The following is a 14,736-nucleotide window of genomic DNA, read 5'->3' on the forward strand; positions in this document are numbered from 1 at the left end:
ATCGCTAACAATCAAAAATTCTATTTAAAATTCTTTTAGCACGTTTTTTAGTGAAATTGAACAGTTAACTATCAAACGATTGTAAGGAAACCAGTTTAGCGTATGTTCCATTTTTTGCTAAAAGTTCTTCATGTGTGCCTTGTTCTGCAATTTCGCCACGATTCATCACCACAATAACATCGGCTTTTTGAATGGTTGATAAACGGTGGGCAATTACAACGGAGGTACGGTTTGCCATCATTTTTTCGAGCGCATCTTGAACCAAGCGTTCGCTTTCGGTATCTAATGCAGATGTTGCTTCGTCTAAAACCATAATCGGCGGATTTTTTAACACGGCACGCGCAATAGAAATACGCTGTTTTTGTCCGCCTGACAGTTTTCCGCCGCCATCGCCTATATTTGTATTGATTCCTTCCGGTAAATGCTGAACAAATTCAAATGCATTGGCAATTTTTAACGCATCAATTACTTCTTCATCGGTGGCATTTTGTTTTCCAATGCGCACGTTTTCGGCAATACTTCCATTAAACATGATGCTGTCTTGGGTTACCAAACCTAACTGATCGCGCAGAGAAACCAATTGAATGTTTTTAATATCAGTGCCATCAAACAAAATATTTCCTTGTTCTACGTCATAAAAACGCATCAATAAATTGGCAATGGTACTTTTACCAGAACCCGACTGACCAACCAATGCAACGGTTTTTCCTTTGGGAATATCCAGTGAAAAATTCTTCAATACATTTTGTTCGCCATCATACGAAAAGGTTACATTTTTTATGCTTATTTGATCACTGAATTGTGTTATAGCAATAGATTGTTCGGTATCGCGAATTACATTTGGTGTATCAAGAATTTCAAAAACGCGTTCTGCGGCTGCTATACCGTTTTTAACCTGATAACTTGCCTTTGAAATAGCTTTTGCAGGCGTTAAAACGGTGTATGCCAAACCAATATAGGCAATAAAATCAGACCCTTTTAAAGAACCTTCTACCAAAACCAAATTTCCACCGTAAATTAATAAAACACCAATAACCACAATTCCCATAAACTCACTCATAGGCGATGCTAAATTATTTTTTTTGGCAATACCATTTGTCAAGATGTACAAACGATTAATGGAATCTTTAAATATTTTAGAAAAATAGTTTTCAGCATTGTATCCTTTCACCACTTTTAAGCCAGAAAGAGTTTCTTCGGTAATCGAAATTAAATAGCCATTTTCTTGCTGTGCTCTGGTTGATTTTCCTTTTAAACTTTTTCCAATTATAGAAATTACTAATGCTGATATAGGAATAAATATGAAGACAAAGATGGTTAATTTCCAACTTAAAGAAATCATTGCAATTAATGAAAAAATAATAGTCAAAGGTTCTTTTACGATCAATTCTAAAATCATAAAAAACGAATTTTGAACTTCATTTACATCACCCAACATACGTGCCATTACATCACCTTTTCTTTTTTCAGAATAATAAGAAACAGGTAAGGAAATAATTTTACTAAACATTTTGTCGCGTAAATCTCGAAGTACTCCGTTTTTAAGTTTCGTTAAATTTTGAAGTGCAAAATAATTTGATAAATTTTTAAGTAAAAAGGTAACTAAAACCAAGCCCACGGTTAGCATTAAGCCATATTGCACTCCATATTCCGTAGAATACTGATCTACGTAGTATGAAATGTAAGTTTTCCAATTTGCTAAAGCTTCAAAAAAACCTTCATATTTGGGTAAGGTTATATTTTCTTTTTTATTTTCATCGAAAAGCACCGAAAGCACCGGCATGATAAAAACCATCCCCAAAGTTGCAAATAGTGCATATAGCACATTAAACCCAACATTTGCAACAATATTGAATTTATAGTTTTTAGCAAACGGAAATATCTTTTTTAAATTTTCGTCCATTAATTCCATTTCATATCGTTAATAATACGTTGAATTTTATCTGCAAGATATTCATCGGCATCTTTTATTTCTTCAACGTTTTCAATAGGTGTGTTGGTGCTAAAATAGAATTTAATTTTAGGCTCGGTTCCACTTGGACGTGCACAAATTTTAGAGCCGTCTTCTAAATAATAAATCAACACGTTTGATTTTGGTAAGAACAAAGGCTCGGTTTCGTTTGAAAACAAATTAGTAGCGATTGAACTTTGATAATCTTCTACAAAAACCACACGTTCACCAGCAATTTCTTTCGGCGGATTGTTGCGCAATTCGGTCATCATTTTGGCAATTTCTTCGGCACCGTCTTTTCCTTTTTTAGTCAACGAAATTAAATGTTCTTTGTAATAGCCAAAATCGGCATACAAGTTTTGCAACTCTTTGTAAACCGATGATCCAGATGCTTTTGCAATAGCCGCAATTTCGCAGATCAATAGGGTAGAAGCCACAGCATCTTTATCGCGAACGGCATCGCTCACCATGAATCCAAAACTTTCTTCTCCACCGCCAATAAATTTTTGGTCAGGAAAATCTTTTATAAATTTCGCTATCCATTTAAAACCGGTTAATCCCACTTTACAATCCACTTCGTAGGCTTCGGCAAGTGCCAAAATCATTGGTGTTGATACAATGGTTGATCCTATAAAATGTTTTTTACCTTCTAATTTTCCCTCGCGTTTCCATTGTTCCAATAAAAAGGCAGTCATAACCACCATTGCCTGATTTCCACTTAACAAAGTCATTTTTCCTTCGTTATCGCGCACGGCAATTCCCAAGCGGTCAGAATCGGGATCGGTTCCTATCACAATATCGGCGTTTGTTGCATGTGCCAAATCAAGTGCCATTTGCAATGCTTCCGGTTCTTCTGGATTGGGCGATTGAACCGTAGGAAAATCTCCGTTTGGTTCAGCCTGTTCCGCCACAATATGCACATCGGTATATCCTGCTTTTTGTAGAACATTCGGAATGGCTTTGATCGATGTTCCGTGGAGCGATGTATAAACGATTTTTAAATTTTTACGCGCATTTTCAGGCAGATTAAAGGTAGAATTTTCTATGGATGATTGCGCAAAGGCTTCATCGATTTCTGTGCCGATATATTCAATTAATTCCGGGTTTGAATCAAACAAAACATCTGAATAATCCAAACTGTCAATCACTTGGATAATTTCTTTGTCTTGCGGTGGAACCAATTGTCCGCCATCTTGCCAATACACCTTGTAACCGTTGTATTCTGGGGGATTGTGTGATGCGGTTAACACAATTCCTGCATGACAATTTAAGTATCGAACCGCAAAAGACAATTCGGGTGTTGGGCGTAAATCTTCAAACAAAAATACGTTGATTCCGTTTGCAGAAAAAACATCGGCAACTACTTTTGCCAATGATTTACTATTGTGGCGGCAGTCATACGCAATGGCTACCTTTATTTGCTCGTTTGGAAAACTTTGTTTTAAATATTGTGATAAACCTTGGGTGTTTTTTCCCAAAGTATATTTGTTGATTCGGTTGGTACCAACGCCCATAACGCCTCGCATTCCGCCGGTTCCAAATTCTAAATTGCGGTAAAAAGCGTCTTCTAATTCTTTTGGCGAAGAGCTTACTAATTCTTTAACTAAGTTTTGTGTTTCTGCATCAAAAGGATCTTGAATCCATTTATTGCTTTGTTCTAATATGTTTTTTGGGATTTCCATTTTTTAATAAATTAAATTATAAGTTGCTTTTTGTGGATATTTTATAACGCGGTTCGTTGTTTTTTGTTCTAAGGATAATTTCTCCCAAGAAACCTGCCAAAAACAATTGTGTACCTAATATCATGGCGGTAAGCGAAATATAAAACCACGGATTGTTTGCTACCAAAACAGCCGGTTCGTGCACAGAAAGCTTGTATAGTTTATAGATGCCGATAAATGCTGCACTGCAAAAACCAACGATAAACATGATTACGCCCAAAGCTCCGAACAAGTGCATAGGGCGTTTACCAAATTTGGATAAAAACCAAATAGTAATTAAATCTAAAAAACCGTTTACAAACCGATTCATTCCAAACTTTGAAACGCCGTATTTTCGCGCTTGGTGCTGTACTACTTTTTCACCGATTTTGTTGAAACCTGCATTTTTTGCCAACACAGGAATGTAGCGGTGCATTTCGCCATACACATCAATGTTTTTTACCACTTTGTTGCTGTAAGCTTTTAAACCGCAATTAAAATCATTTAGTTGCACACCCGAAGTTTTGCGAGCCGCCCAATTGAACAATTTCGATGGAAGGTTTTTAGAAACAACGGAGTCGTATCGTTTCTTTTTCCAGCCCGAAACTAAATCGTACCCATCATTTACAATCATTTGGTACAGAGATGGAATTTCATCGGGGCTGTCTTGCAAATCGGCATCCATTGTAATAACCACATCGCCTTTTGCCATTGCAAAACCAGCGTGTAGCGCCTGCGATTTTCCGAAATTTTTCTGAAAACGAATTCCCTTAACATGCGTATCGGTCACAGACAGTGTTTCAATAATCTTCCAAGAGTCATCGGTGCTTCCGTCATCAATAAAAACCAATTCATACGAATAGTTGTTCTGTTGCATTACTTTTGTAATCCAAGCGTGTAATTCAGGTAGTGATTCCGCTTCGTTCAGTAAAGGAATTAGTAAAGTAATGTTCATTATTGGTTGGTTTGTGCTGAAACTTCTGATTTATTTTTAAAGGTCAATGCAATTAATAAACCTGCGATTGATGCACCCAAAACGGTTTGTGCATAATTGAAAAACAAGGTTTTAAGAGAAAAATTTTCATCGGCATTATTGTTCACTATGCTAATTTTCTCGTTAATTTCAGCTTCGGACAAGTTTAAATCTTTACCAATTTTCTGTGTCATTTCAATCATTAATTGATTATTCACGATTTTTGCTTCTGGATTTACAAAGTTGAACAATATATATTGAATAATATAGTTTGCAAGGAAACCTAAAACAATCATTATAAAAAAAGCAGTAAAACCTTCTTTAAAAGTAATAAGGTTGTTTAAACGTTTTTTAGTTATCCATATACAAGAAATTCCTAAAATCAGTACCACCACAATGTTTACAATGGTTAGGTATGATTTCACAAACAAGGTGTAATCTGCAAAAAAAACAATAAGGTTTACCAATACATAATAAGCCATTAAAATAAAGCCGAAAGTTAAACCTGTTTTTTTACTTATAATATTCATAGAATGTTGCGTTTTATAAAATCTTACAAATATACAAAAATAGGTGGTAGAAAATTTTACTGTTTTGTAATAAAAAAAGTATAAAGTTATAGTTGCAGATTAAAAATATGTTATTAAATTTGCATTCTGAAAAATAAACAATTACATAAAAAGCTGTTGTTTTGTTTATACCTTTTTGAAAGATAAAAGCATCAGAACAAAAAGCAGCCATTAATTTTAAAACAAGATTTACAATGAAACAAGGTATTCACCCAGAAAATTACAGATTAGTAGCGTTTAAAGATATGTCTAACGAAGACGTATTCATCACCAAGTCAACAGTTGAAACAAAAGAAACAATTGAAGTTGATGGAGTAGAGTATCCAGTTTTTAAAATGGAGATTTCGCGCACGTCGCACCCATTCTATACAGGTAAATCTAAATTAATTGATACAGCAGGTCGTATCGATAAATTCAAAAACAAATACGCTAAATTCAAAAAATAATTTTTGGATGTATAATCATATAAAAGCTCTACCGAAAAGTAGGGCTTTTTTTGTTGGTATTTAAACTGTTTACCTAAACAAAATCTTTGTAACTTTAGCCTTTATAAATAAACATAAAATGAACTACATATTATACGACGGATCGGTGCGTAACAATTTGTTGCCTTTTACCTTTACACGACCTGTTGCCGATATACGCATTGGAATTTTAACTATTCGCGAAAAATGGGAAAAATATTTAGGAACTACCACCACTACGGTGACCGAAGAATATTTGTCTGAAAAATTCCCGATGGTTGAAATGGCAGAAAACGTAATGATAAATGCATCATTTTGTCCCAACGAAGTTTTAGTGGAAATGATTCAGTTTTTGCAACCCAAGCAGGCGATTGTAAAAAACGATGAAATTATTGCATTCTTTACGACTGACGAACAAGAAGAAGTGGTTTTTGAAGATTATGAACTGCTAGAAATCGAAGCAGATTGTTTACAAATAGAGCATACTTGGGATATTTTTCAGAAAAACGATCAAGCAATTCGCGAGGATTTTGAATTGCTAACAGAAGACCGTAAATCGCAACCTATCCCGTCAACAGTGAACGTGTTGGGGACTGAAAATATTTTTATTGAAGAAGGTGCTGTATTAAACTTTTGTACCCTAAATGCCACAACAGGACCTATTTATATAGGAAAAGATGCTGAAATTATGGAAGGATCTGTAATTCGTGGACCATTTGCATTGTGCGAGCATGCACAAGTGAAATTGGCAACAAAAATTTATGGTGCAACAACGGTTGGTCCGCATTCGCGTGTGGGAGGTGAAATTAATAATTCGGTTCTTTTTGCGTATTCCAACAAAGGTCATGATGGTTTTCTAGGAAATGCTGTTTTGGGCGAATGGTGTAATATTGGTGCTGATAGCAACAATTCCAACCTTAAAAATAATTATGAATCGGTGAAGTTATGGAATTATGAAAGCGAACGTTTTGAAAATACTGGTTTGCAGTTTTGTGGTTTAATGATGGGCGATCACAGCAAGTGTGGTATCAATACCATGTTTAACACAGGTACTGTGGTTGGTGTGGCTACCAATATTTTTGGTGCAGGTTTCCCAAGAAATTACATTCCAAATTTCACATGGGGTGGTGCACAAGGCACACAAGTCTATTTGCCAAAAAAAGCGTTTGAAACCGCAAAAATTGTTATGAGTCGCAGAAATGTTGACTTTACCGATTTAGACGAAGCTATATTAACCCATGTTTTTAATGAAACCAAAGAGTGGCAGAAATAAATACAAATCGCTTCTATTTTTGGAAGCGATTTGTTTTAATTATAAGGCACCAATTCAGGTCTGCCGTAATTAAACTGTTGCAAATCAAAATTGGTGTTTCGCAAGTTATTTGTTTTAATGATATTGCGTCCGTTTCCTGGAATACTTGGATAAAAAGCCAATGATAGCTGGAAATTGTTAAAAACCAAATAATCGTTGCTTATCACAATACCCAAACCAATTTTACTGTACATATCTTTGGTTACAAAACGGTTATCGTTATCGCCCATAAAGCCTAACGAGGTGCTTAAAAACGGACTGAATCGAAAGCCTAACACATCATACGGCGCATAGGATTGCAACTGAAAATTCAGTAAAACTTTCTTAGTTCCGCGCAATTCATAACTGTCAAAACCATCAATTCCGTAAATTCCATTCAGGGTAATTTTATCCATTGCATAGTCCCAACGGTTTAATCCCACTACAATTTCTGGGTTAAAAAAGTGTCTAAAACGCCATTTGCCCCATTGATACAATTTAGAAAAATACAAGCCTTCAATTCTTAAAACGCCTTCTTCTAAATGATTGCCATTCATAAAACTGCCCCATTGCACTTCACCCCCAAAATACCCAGAGCTGGTATATTTTCCCAATGAAAATTTGGCTCCAATATAAGGTCTGTTGATGTTGTTTTTTCGTTGCATACCGGCTGTAACCATAAAAGTTTTTCCAACTGCAATATCTTCAATCACATCATAATAAAAAATATAACGGTCTTGTACAAAGTTAATCGAAGCCAAACCAACAGTTGCCAAATACAGTTTTTGATCAGTATAAAAGTTATAAGGATCATATTCGCCAATGGGTTGTTCCGTGTAATTGCGATTAAAAAAACGCAGCGAAGTAACCAAATTGGTTTGTACTTTATGCAGATTATTGTACCTGTAATACAATGGTTTGGAGTGTCCCAGCCACACATCCAAATCGTTCGATTTGAAACTTTGCAGCAATCTTTTTCCTTCTAAATTAGGCACCGAATCTTTTGAAGCATTTTGCAGCAAAGTAAAACCTCCTGCCAAACGAGTCATCGGGGTAAAGAAGCGACGGTTGGCATAGATTTGTTTGGTATAATTTCCCAAAAGATCCAAATTGTAAAAAACACCGGCATCTATATATGTTTGTCCAATATTGTTTAGTTGATATTGGGTGCGATAGGCGTGTCTGCCTTCTTTAAAACGGGTGCGGTATTGATTGTTGAAATAGTGACCAAAACCACCAAAATTGCGGGTTGTTAAGTTCAATCGGGCACTCGAGGTGGATAAAGATCCTGTGGGATACCAACTCCAAGAATCTAAAACTTTTATTTCAATATCAACCGAATCGTTGTTTTCTGAAAGATTAATAGGTTTAACCGAAACCCTGCGAATATAGCGTTGCGAGCGCAATAAACGTTCTGATTCTTTCAATTTAATAGAATCGAGTGGTTGGTTGCGTTTAAAAAGCAGCAAACTGCGCACCGTGAATTTTTTGGTTTTTAAATGCAAGCGATTTCCTAATTTCTCTATTGATTTTGTTGGAACACGCGTACTGTCTTGTATCGAAAACCCAAATGGATCATACGTTTCGATATTAATTTTCCGAATAATTTTTCCTTGAAATTTCTCAAAATCGTAATCAATGTCGGCTTGTTTTACGGCTTGTACATTGGTGTTTACGTTGCGTGGTTTTTTTCGAAAAATCAACTTGTGCAATTGCCGGGTAAACTTTCCTTTTTTAGAAAGATCTTCTATTTTTTGCATCTGTTGTTGCGTGGTTGAAATACTGTCTTTCGTTTGCGAAAACGTACTGCAACAACACAAGCAACATATTATAATGAAATAGAAATGATACTTTTTCAAGGCTAAATTTTAAAAACATTAAAGTACTAAAAGTTTTTAAATAGAAACGATGCTTAGGTGTTAATTTCTAAATCTTTAATATAATCTTCATATTCGTAGAAAAACAACTCAAAATTTCCCATTTTTTCTGCGAAAAATTCATAAATTTCTTCCCAAGTTGCTTTGTTGTTCACGCTCACTTTTTTATCGATATCAACCCAAATTCGGCTGATTAATTTTCCATTGGGCAAATAATAATTGCGTTCAAAAATAGCGTCTTCTAAAAACTCTTCCAACAAAATCGTTTTTAGCGATTCTATCTTTTCAAAGTAAATTTTGCGTTTTTCATCGTCTTTTGGTTCAATTTCCAATGCTACCTGCGCCGTTTTGTTGTCCACAAAAAATTTAAAGGCAACGTCTTTTATCTTGGTGTTGTGCAACAACCATTTGCGGGGATAAGCTTCTGCAAAACCTGTCCAGAAATCTTTTTTTATTTGTAGTGCTTCTTCTTTACTAAACATTGTTTATATTTAAGATATTTTTGTGTTATGCAATTCGATCAATTTTTAGAAAAAATCAATGTTGTGGTTTCCCAACCTTTGTTTGCTCTTGATGCCCATTTAAAAATGGCACCGTTAGAGCGTATTCAATACCTTCAAAATTACGATTATTCTGCTCAAAATCCTAAAGCATCTGCGGTTTTAAGTTTGTTTTATCCAAAAAACAATGCGGCTCATTTGTTGCTCATTGTTCGCTCATCCTATCCCGGGGTGCATTCCTCGCAAATTGCTTTTCCAGGTGGAAAAAGAGAGTTGACCGACAAAGATTTGCAGGAAACTGCCTTGAGAGAAACCACAGAAGAGGTGGGAATTGCTGCTTCAGAAATCGAAATTGTGAAGCAATGGAGTGATATTTATATTCCGCCGAGCAATTTTATGGTGTCGTCGTTTATGGGTATTTCCAAAAACACGCCACAATTTATCTTACAGCCCGATGAGGTGAGTGCTGTGATTGAACTGCCCGTTTCCGAGCTTTTAAGTGATGCATTAGTGCAAAACGTGGAAATGACCACATCGTATGCCACCAATATTTCGGTACCAGCTTTTGTGATTGAAGAACATATTGTGTGGGGTGCAACCGCCATGATATTGAGTGAAATAAAAGAAACATTGAAAGTGGTGTTTTAATTTTTATAGTGATTAAATTGAACAAAATTTATATTTTTAGCGGGTTAGGAGTAGATGAACGGGTTTTTACAAACATTGATTTTTCCGATGTACCTGCGCAATTTATACCGTGGATTGCTCCCTTAAAAAACGAAACCATCGAAAGCTATGCCCAACGCATTTCAAAAGATTTTGAAAAAGACTGCATTTTGATAGGATTGTCTTTCGGCGGTATGTTGGCTGTGGAAATTGCTAAAATTATTCCCGTTCAAAAAGTTATTCTACTGGCATCAGCAAAAAATAAAAACGAACTTCCCCAATGGTTTTTGCTTGCCGGAGCACTTCAATTGCACCATCTTGTTCCTACTTTTTTGCTAAAATCGACCAATTTTTTCACCCATTGGCTTTTCGGAGTACATTCTTCAGCAGAAAAAAAACTTTTAAAAGCCATCATAAAAGATACCGATGCGCCTTTTTTACATTGGGCAATCGATCAAATTGTGAATTGGAACAACCAATATATTCCCACTAATTGCATACATATCCATGGAACCAATGACCATATTTTGCCTATAAAAAACGTACACGCCGATTATATCATTCCAAATGGCGGTCATTTTATGACGGTAAATAGAGCAAAAGAAATCGAAAAACTGCTTAAAAAAGAGTTGGTACAAGGCAGTGAAAATGTTAAAAAACAATGATAACGTGCGATTAAATAATATCTTTGCTTTTTAAAACAGTGTATGAGTTTATTCAGAAAAGATCCGTTTGGAAACATCATTTTTATAAAAAGATGGCTTATTCGTGTATTTGGCTTTTTAACCCACAAGCGGTACCGCGGCTTTAACGAATTGGTGATCGATGGCTCTGAAATCATCAAACAACTGCCCGAGAACAACGTACTTTTTATATCGAACCACCAAACCTATTTTGCCGATGTGGTGGCTATGTTTCACGTGTTTAATGCCAGTTTAAAAGGCAGAGAAGACAACATAAAAAACGTGTTTTATATTTGGAATCCCAAAATGAATATTTATTATGTGAGTGCCAAAGAAACCATGCAAGCCGGCATTTTACCGCGCATAATGAGCTATACCGGAGCCATTACCGTTGAGCGAACATGGCGAGAAAAAGGCAAAGATGTCACCGAAAAAAAAGCAGTAAACCCCAACGATACCGAAAATATTAAAAAAGCCTTGCAAGACGGTTGGGTGATTACTTTTCCGCAAGGAACCACCAAATCTTTTAAACCCGTGCGAAAAGGTACGGCACACATCATTAAAGAACACCGACCAATTGTGGTGCCTATTGTGATCGATGGATTTCGCCGTTCGTTTGATAAAAAAGGATTGTGGCTAAAGAAAAAAGGTATCTTGCAAACTTTTACCATTAAAGAACCTTTGCAAATTGATTACGACAACGAAACGATTGATGAAATTGTTGAAAAAATTGAATATGCTATTGAGCAACACCCATCGTTTTTAAAAGTAATTCCGTCTGAAATTATTGAAAACGATACCAAATTGAACAAAGAACGCCGTTTTCCGTTTGATTATTAAAAAAATCCAATTCCCACGGATGCACAGATTTTATTCATTAATTATCCAACTTATTGAATGCAACGCATTGAAAATCTGTGAAATTTATTAGTCACCTGAATTCTATTAAAACCAAATAGGCACATAGAAAAATAGCGTTAAGCATCATATAATCAAACTTTAACCTATCTGTGTATCTGTGATAAAAAACCATTGAATAGCATTGTTAAGATAAATTTATATCGAAAAGTCCATTAAAAAGCATTCAACGGAATATAAAATCCCAATGAAAAGGTAAAACCTTTAATGGGTTTTACATCTTGTTTGGTTTGCATATCAAAACCGTAACCAACGCCCAATTCCAGCATAGTTGCGATAGACAAGCCCACTTTTGGTGTAACAGTATAAGGCGTGATTTCACCTTCGGCAAACGGAACAATCAATCGGTTAAGAGTAGGGTAGAAGGTAAAACTGCCTTCGGGTATCACCACAAACTGCTCTCTAAAATAGGCCATATTGGCATTGGCTTCTAGTTTTATGCCTACTTCGTTTTGTGCCAACGGCTGCATGTAATAGCCACCCACTTTTAGCACATTGCCCGCCTGCGATTGATACGAAATACTAGGACCTACCAAAAAATCTTGTGCCTGGGAACAAAACCCCATTAATAAAGCAACTGTTAAAAGTGTTTTTTTCATAGCGAACTGTTGTTTTTGCTAAGGTAGTGAAAAATAATTTCTCTTTCTAAACATCTCTTATACCTTTATCCCAAACCTTTTCAATTTTTGGAGGGACTCAAACGCTTTTATTAAAGATTGCTCTTTGATTGTTTCTTTTTTTGCGATGGCGGTTTGGATGGATTTTACATTTCCTAATTCCGGAATAGTAAAAATTTTGGTTTGATTTGCAATATCAATAATTCTTTTCCAGTCGTCTTTTGAAAGAAGTTTTAGTCGTTCAAAGATTAAAGTCTAACATCATAAAAATTAGGCAAGTATTTATATATATCTTTATGCTTTTCAACTTCAACTTCTGTGGCAATTCTTTTATCAATAATATCTTTTAAGGCTTCATCATTAGAAATATTTTTATTTATTAAATCTATTTCTTTGGAAGTAAGGTTTGGAATATCAATTTTATAAACAGAATCATCATTCTTTATAAAATCAAAATCAGACAGATTTAATTCTTCAAATGTTTTATCAGATTCCGTTATTATACCACCAAACGTAAACATTCTTGCCCCTCTATTTTCTTGATATAAAATGTTATATAACTGTTGAAATATTATATTTTCACCGTTTCTGTTTCTATCCTTAATTGTTTTATTTATCAATTGAGATAACATTTTTCTAATAGTATTGAAATCTTCTCCTCCTGATAAATCTTTTTCTGTCACATTAAATGGTGTAAGACCTCCAAACTTCTCCCTAAACTCTTCAACCGTATAGATTTCTCCCGATTCGTCACTTTTTAATTGTCTATTACAACTCATTAAATAAATACTACCAACAGGTAATTTATTCATTAAAATAGCCAAATCTTCAAACATAAAGTTTTCTAATGAATCATCGTAGTCTAACCAAACAAGAGTTTTCTTAGTTAAATCAATTTTAGGTAGAGCTTCTGTGCTTGATTCTTTTTTGATATTAATAAATGAATATGGACAATTTACATTAAGCTTATCCATTGAAAAACCACCTGCCTCAAAACTATGCATTTCATTAATATGTAGTTCTTTATGGAATAATTTAAAATCAGTAAATGAAAGACCTCCCAAACCAATATATTGGTATCTATCTTTATATTGATTGCAAATGCGCAGAAAACTTGAAAGTAGCATTTTTCTCTCAGTAAACTTTGCTGGTCTTGTTTCGTAATTTAATCTCTTGGGACTATTCATTTTCTAAATCTTCCATTTTGATATAATAATAAAATGTCGTTTCCCCAAGCTCCTTATAAGATTTTGAACCAGAGTGATACTTTACTTTATTAGCTATATCTTTTTTTACATCATAAGCAATTCTGACAAATTCTTTTCTTTGAGCTATCAGGTCAGTATCAATTTCAGGAGCGGTAAATTTTCTTTTTTCAGGAGAGATTGGTACGCTTTTCATATCAACAACAGATATTTTCGTTTCTTGTTCTGCTAAAAGTTTCCTGTAATTATTTGCTTCATCTCCCAATTTAGTTATTTGTTTTAAAAATGGAATTATATTAGAAGTTGCTTCTCTCATATAAACAAGAACCGATTTGTAAATATCAGAAGTTGTATCAATTCCTTTTTTAGTAGTCGTTAGGGGAAGATTTATTGTTTCTTCTGCATCTAAAAATACAATTCCACGAAACATGACATAATCCATATGCCATTTTGGTATACCTGAAGTTCCCCAACCTGTTGCTTCTGTTTTATCAGCTTCTAAAACCAACCTGTCATTACAGTAAATATACCAACCTGAAACACTTGGGTTTCCAACCTCTCCCAGTCCTGCAATGACTCTAAATTTCACTCCGTCTTTTTCTCCCTCATAGAAATATGGCTCCGATTGCTCATTAAATACTTTGATGTCTTTACTATCTAGTTCCTGATCATTAAGCGTTATTTTAATTTTTTTCTCTAAACTAAAATTTAACAAACGTTCAATATCACCTTTTAAAGTACTTAAAAATTCTTCATCTTCAAACAAATCTGCAACCTCACTATGAAGATTAGTAACCTTTACATAAGTGCCATTTTCAGATAAATTACAATTTTCTTCAGTTATATTAACGTATCTAAAATCCCAATCTTCAATCTCTTTTTCAACTTCATTTTGTTTAATCGTTTTTGTTTTGTTTCTCCATTCATTAACATCTACATTTACTTCAAAATGGTCATTATCTGTTTTGGATTCAACTTCAAACGTTTTACCGATTTTGAAGAGTGCTCTTTTCATTCCTATGCCAAATCTACCAACTGAACCTTTAGCTTCTGGAGCATCATCAGGACGACCAAATCTAAAGGCGTACTTCTTTGCAGTATCTAAAGAGAAACCTCCACAGTTATCATTTACAATAAACTCATCTTTGCTAATTGTAATATTAATATACAAGCCTTCATAAGTTAAAGGGTTTATTATGTTTGCTCCATCAATTGAATTATCCAACAAATCTAATATAGCATCTTTTATTGAAATGTCTCGAGTAATCATTTCAATAAAAAATGTCTTGGTTGGATTTCCTTGAATTATATTTTCGTCCATA

14 protein-coding genes are annotated in these 14,736 nt (G+C 34.6%); 5 read left to right on the top strand and 9 right to left on the bottom strand.

Annotated features, from left to right (window positions below):
- Positions 1-64 precede the first annotated feature (64 nt).
- The 4 genes from NPX36_RS10230 to NPX36_RS10245 are packed head-to-tail and all read right to left on the bottom strand — an operon-like array spanning position 65 to position 5,154.
- Positions 65-1,903: an ABC transporter ATP-binding protein gene (locus NPX36_RS10230; protein WP_257498614.1), complete on the bottom strand. Its 1,839-nt coding sequence runs from the start codon at positions 1,901-1,903 to the stop codon at positions 65-67.
- Entirely contained in the window at positions 1,903-3,633 is a 1,731-nt protein-coding gene (locus NPX36_RS10235) for a phospho-sugar mutase (RefSeq protein WP_257498615.1), read from the bottom strand. Before NPX36_RS10235 ends, NPX36_RS10230 begins: the two co-directional genes overlap by 1 nt.
- A 16-nt stretch (positions 3,634-3,649) precedes the next feature.
- Entirely contained in the window at positions 3,650-4,606 is a 957-nt protein-coding gene (locus tag NPX36_RS10240) for a glycosyltransferase family 2 protein (protein ID WP_257498616.1), read from the bottom strand.
- Positions 4,606-5,154 carry a DUF4199 domain-containing protein gene (locus NPX36_RS10245; protein WP_257498617.1) on the bottom strand — a complete coding sequence of 183 codons (549 nt, stop codon included), beginning with the start codon at positions 5,152-5,154 and terminating at the stop codon, positions 4,606-4,608. Before NPX36_RS10245 ends, NPX36_RS10240 begins: the two co-directional genes overlap by 1 nt.
- Positions 5,155-5,387: 233 nt before the next feature.
- On the opposite strand from NPX36_RS10245, the gene NPX36_RS10250 reads away from it, so the two are divergent.
- Both NPX36_RS10250 and NPX36_RS10255 read left to right on the top strand, forming a co-directional pair.
- Positions 5,388-5,639 carry a type B 50S ribosomal protein L31 gene (locus tag NPX36_RS10250; protein ID WP_257498618.1) on the top strand — a complete coding sequence of 84 codons (252 nt, stop codon included), beginning with the start codon at positions 5,388-5,390 and terminating at the stop codon, positions 5,637-5,639.
- A gap of 118 nt (positions 5,640-5,757) precedes the next feature.
- The gene (locus NPX36_RS10255; RefSeq protein ID WP_257498619.1) at positions 5,758-6,930 is read left to right on the top strand and encodes a GlmU family protein; all 1,173 of its coding nucleotides are present in this window, start codon (positions 5,758-5,760) and stop codon (positions 6,928-6,930) included.
- A 35-nt stretch (positions 6,931-6,965) separates the two neighbouring features.
- Here the strand turns inward: NPX36_RS10255 and NPX36_RS10260 are convergent, their stop codons facing one another.
- Positions 6,966-8,708, bottom strand: a complete 1,743-nt coding sequence (locus NPX36_RS10260; protein WP_257498620.1) for a BamA/TamA family outer membrane protein — start codon at positions 8,706-8,708, stop codon at positions 6,966-6,968.
- Between the two features lie 152 nt (positions 8,709-8,860).
- Complete coding sequence (locus NPX36_RS10265; RefSeq protein WP_257498621.1) at positions 8,861-9,307, bottom strand: DUF4268 domain-containing protein; 447 nt, start codon at positions 9,305-9,307, stop codon at positions 8,861-8,863.
- A gap of 27 nt (positions 9,308-9,334) precedes the next feature.
- Here NPX36_RS10265 and NPX36_RS10270 point away from each other — a divergent pair, with 27 nt between their 5' ends.
- From NPX36_RS10270 to NPX36_RS10280, 3 genes are read left to right on the top strand one after another with little or no spacing between them, the layout of a single operon-like run.
- Positions 9,335-9,973 (top strand): NUDIX hydrolase, encoded by a 639-nt coding sequence (locus NPX36_RS10270; protein ID WP_257498622.1) that lies wholly within the window; start codon positions 9,335-9,337, stop codon positions 9,971-9,973.
- A 17-nt stretch (positions 9,974-9,990) separates the two neighbouring features.
- Positions 9,991-10,656, top strand: a complete 666-nt coding sequence (locus tag NPX36_RS10275; RefSeq protein WP_257498623.1) for an alpha/beta fold hydrolase — start codon at positions 9,991-9,993, stop codon at positions 10,654-10,656.
- Positions 10,657-10,698: 42 nt separating this feature from the next.
- Positions 10,699-11,514: a lysophospholipid acyltransferase family protein gene (locus tag NPX36_RS10280; RefSeq protein ID WP_257498624.1), complete on the top strand. Its 816-nt coding sequence runs from the start codon at positions 10,699-10,701 to the stop codon at positions 11,512-11,514.
- 233 nt (positions 11,515-11,747) lie between these two features.
- Here the strand turns inward: NPX36_RS10280 and NPX36_RS10285 are convergent, their stop codons facing one another.
- The 3 genes from NPX36_RS10285 to NPX36_RS10295 form a co-directional block, all read right to left on the bottom strand.
- The gene (locus tag NPX36_RS10285) at positions 11,748-12,191 is read right to left on the bottom strand and encodes a hypothetical protein (RefSeq protein WP_257498625.1); all 444 of its coding nucleotides are present in this window, start codon (positions 12,189-12,191) and stop codon (positions 11,748-11,750) included.
- Between the two features lie 266 nt (positions 12,192-12,457).
- Positions 12,458-13,396 carry an O-methyltransferase gene (locus tag NPX36_RS10290; RefSeq protein ID WP_257498626.1) on the bottom strand — a complete coding sequence of 313 codons (939 nt, stop codon included), beginning with the start codon at positions 13,394-13,396 and terminating at the stop codon, positions 12,458-12,460.
- Positions 13,389-14,735, bottom strand: coding sequence for an ATP-binding protein (locus NPX36_RS10295; RefSeq protein WP_257498627.1), 1,347 nt, complete (start codon positions 14,733-14,735; stop codon positions 13,389-13,391). Before NPX36_RS10295 ends, NPX36_RS10290 begins: the two co-directional genes overlap by 8 nt.
- Position 14,736: the final 1 nt, after the last annotated feature.

The sequence above is a fragment of the Paenimyroides aestuarii genome (assembly GCF_024628805.1).
In the GTDB taxonomy this organism is placed as follows: Bacteria; Bacteroidota; Bacteroidia; order Flavobacteriales; family Flavobacteriaceae; genus Flavobacterium; species Flavobacterium aestuarii_A.

Coding starts and splice junctions, on each gene's coding strand:
- NPX36_RS10230 (WP_257498614.1), bottom strand. CDS start 1,903: ATGGACGAAAATTTAAAAAAGATATTTCCGTTTGCTAAAAACTATAAA.
- NPX36_RS10235 (WP_257498615.1), bottom strand. CDS start 3,633: ATGGAAATCCCAAAAAACATATTAGAACAAAGCAATAAATGGATTCAA.
- NPX36_RS10240 (WP_257498616.1), bottom strand. CDS start 4,606: ATGAACATTACTTTACTAATTCCTTTACTGAACGAAGCGGAATCACTA.
- NPX36_RS10245 (WP_257498617.1), bottom strand. CDS start 5,154: ATGAATATTATAAGTAAAAAAACAGGTTTAACTTTCGGCTTTATTTTA.
- NPX36_RS10250 (WP_257498618.1), top strand. CDS start 5,388: ATGAAACAAGGTATTCACCCAGAAAATTACAGATTAGTAGCGTTTAAA.
- NPX36_RS10255 (WP_257498619.1), top strand. CDS start 5,758: ATGAACTACATATTATACGACGGATCGGTGCGTAACAATTTGTTGCCT.
- NPX36_RS10260 (WP_257498620.1), bottom strand. CDS start 8,708: ATGCAAAAAATAGAAGATCTTTCTAAAAAAGGAAAGTTTACCCGGCAA.
- NPX36_RS10265 (WP_257498621.1), bottom strand. CDS start 9,307: ATGTTTAGTAAAGAAGAAGCACTACAAATAAAAAAAGATTTCTGGACA.
- NPX36_RS10270 (WP_257498622.1), top strand. CDS start 9,335: ATGCAATTCGATCAATTTTTAGAAAAAATCAATGTTGTGGTTTCCCAA.
- NPX36_RS10280 (WP_257498624.1), top strand. CDS start 10,699: ATGAGTTTATTCAGAAAAGATCCGTTTGGAAACATCATTTTTATAAAA.
- NPX36_RS10285 (WP_257498625.1), bottom strand. CDS start 12,191: ATGAAAAAAACACTTTTAACAGTTGCTTTATTAATGGGGTTTTGTTCC.
- NPX36_RS10290 (WP_257498626.1), bottom strand. CDS start 13,396: ATGAATAGTCCCAAGAGATTAAATTACGAAACAAGACCAGCAAAGTTT.
- NPX36_RS10295 (WP_257498627.1), bottom strand. CDS start 14,735: ATGGACGAAAATATAATTCAAGGAAATCCAACCAAGACATTTTTTATT.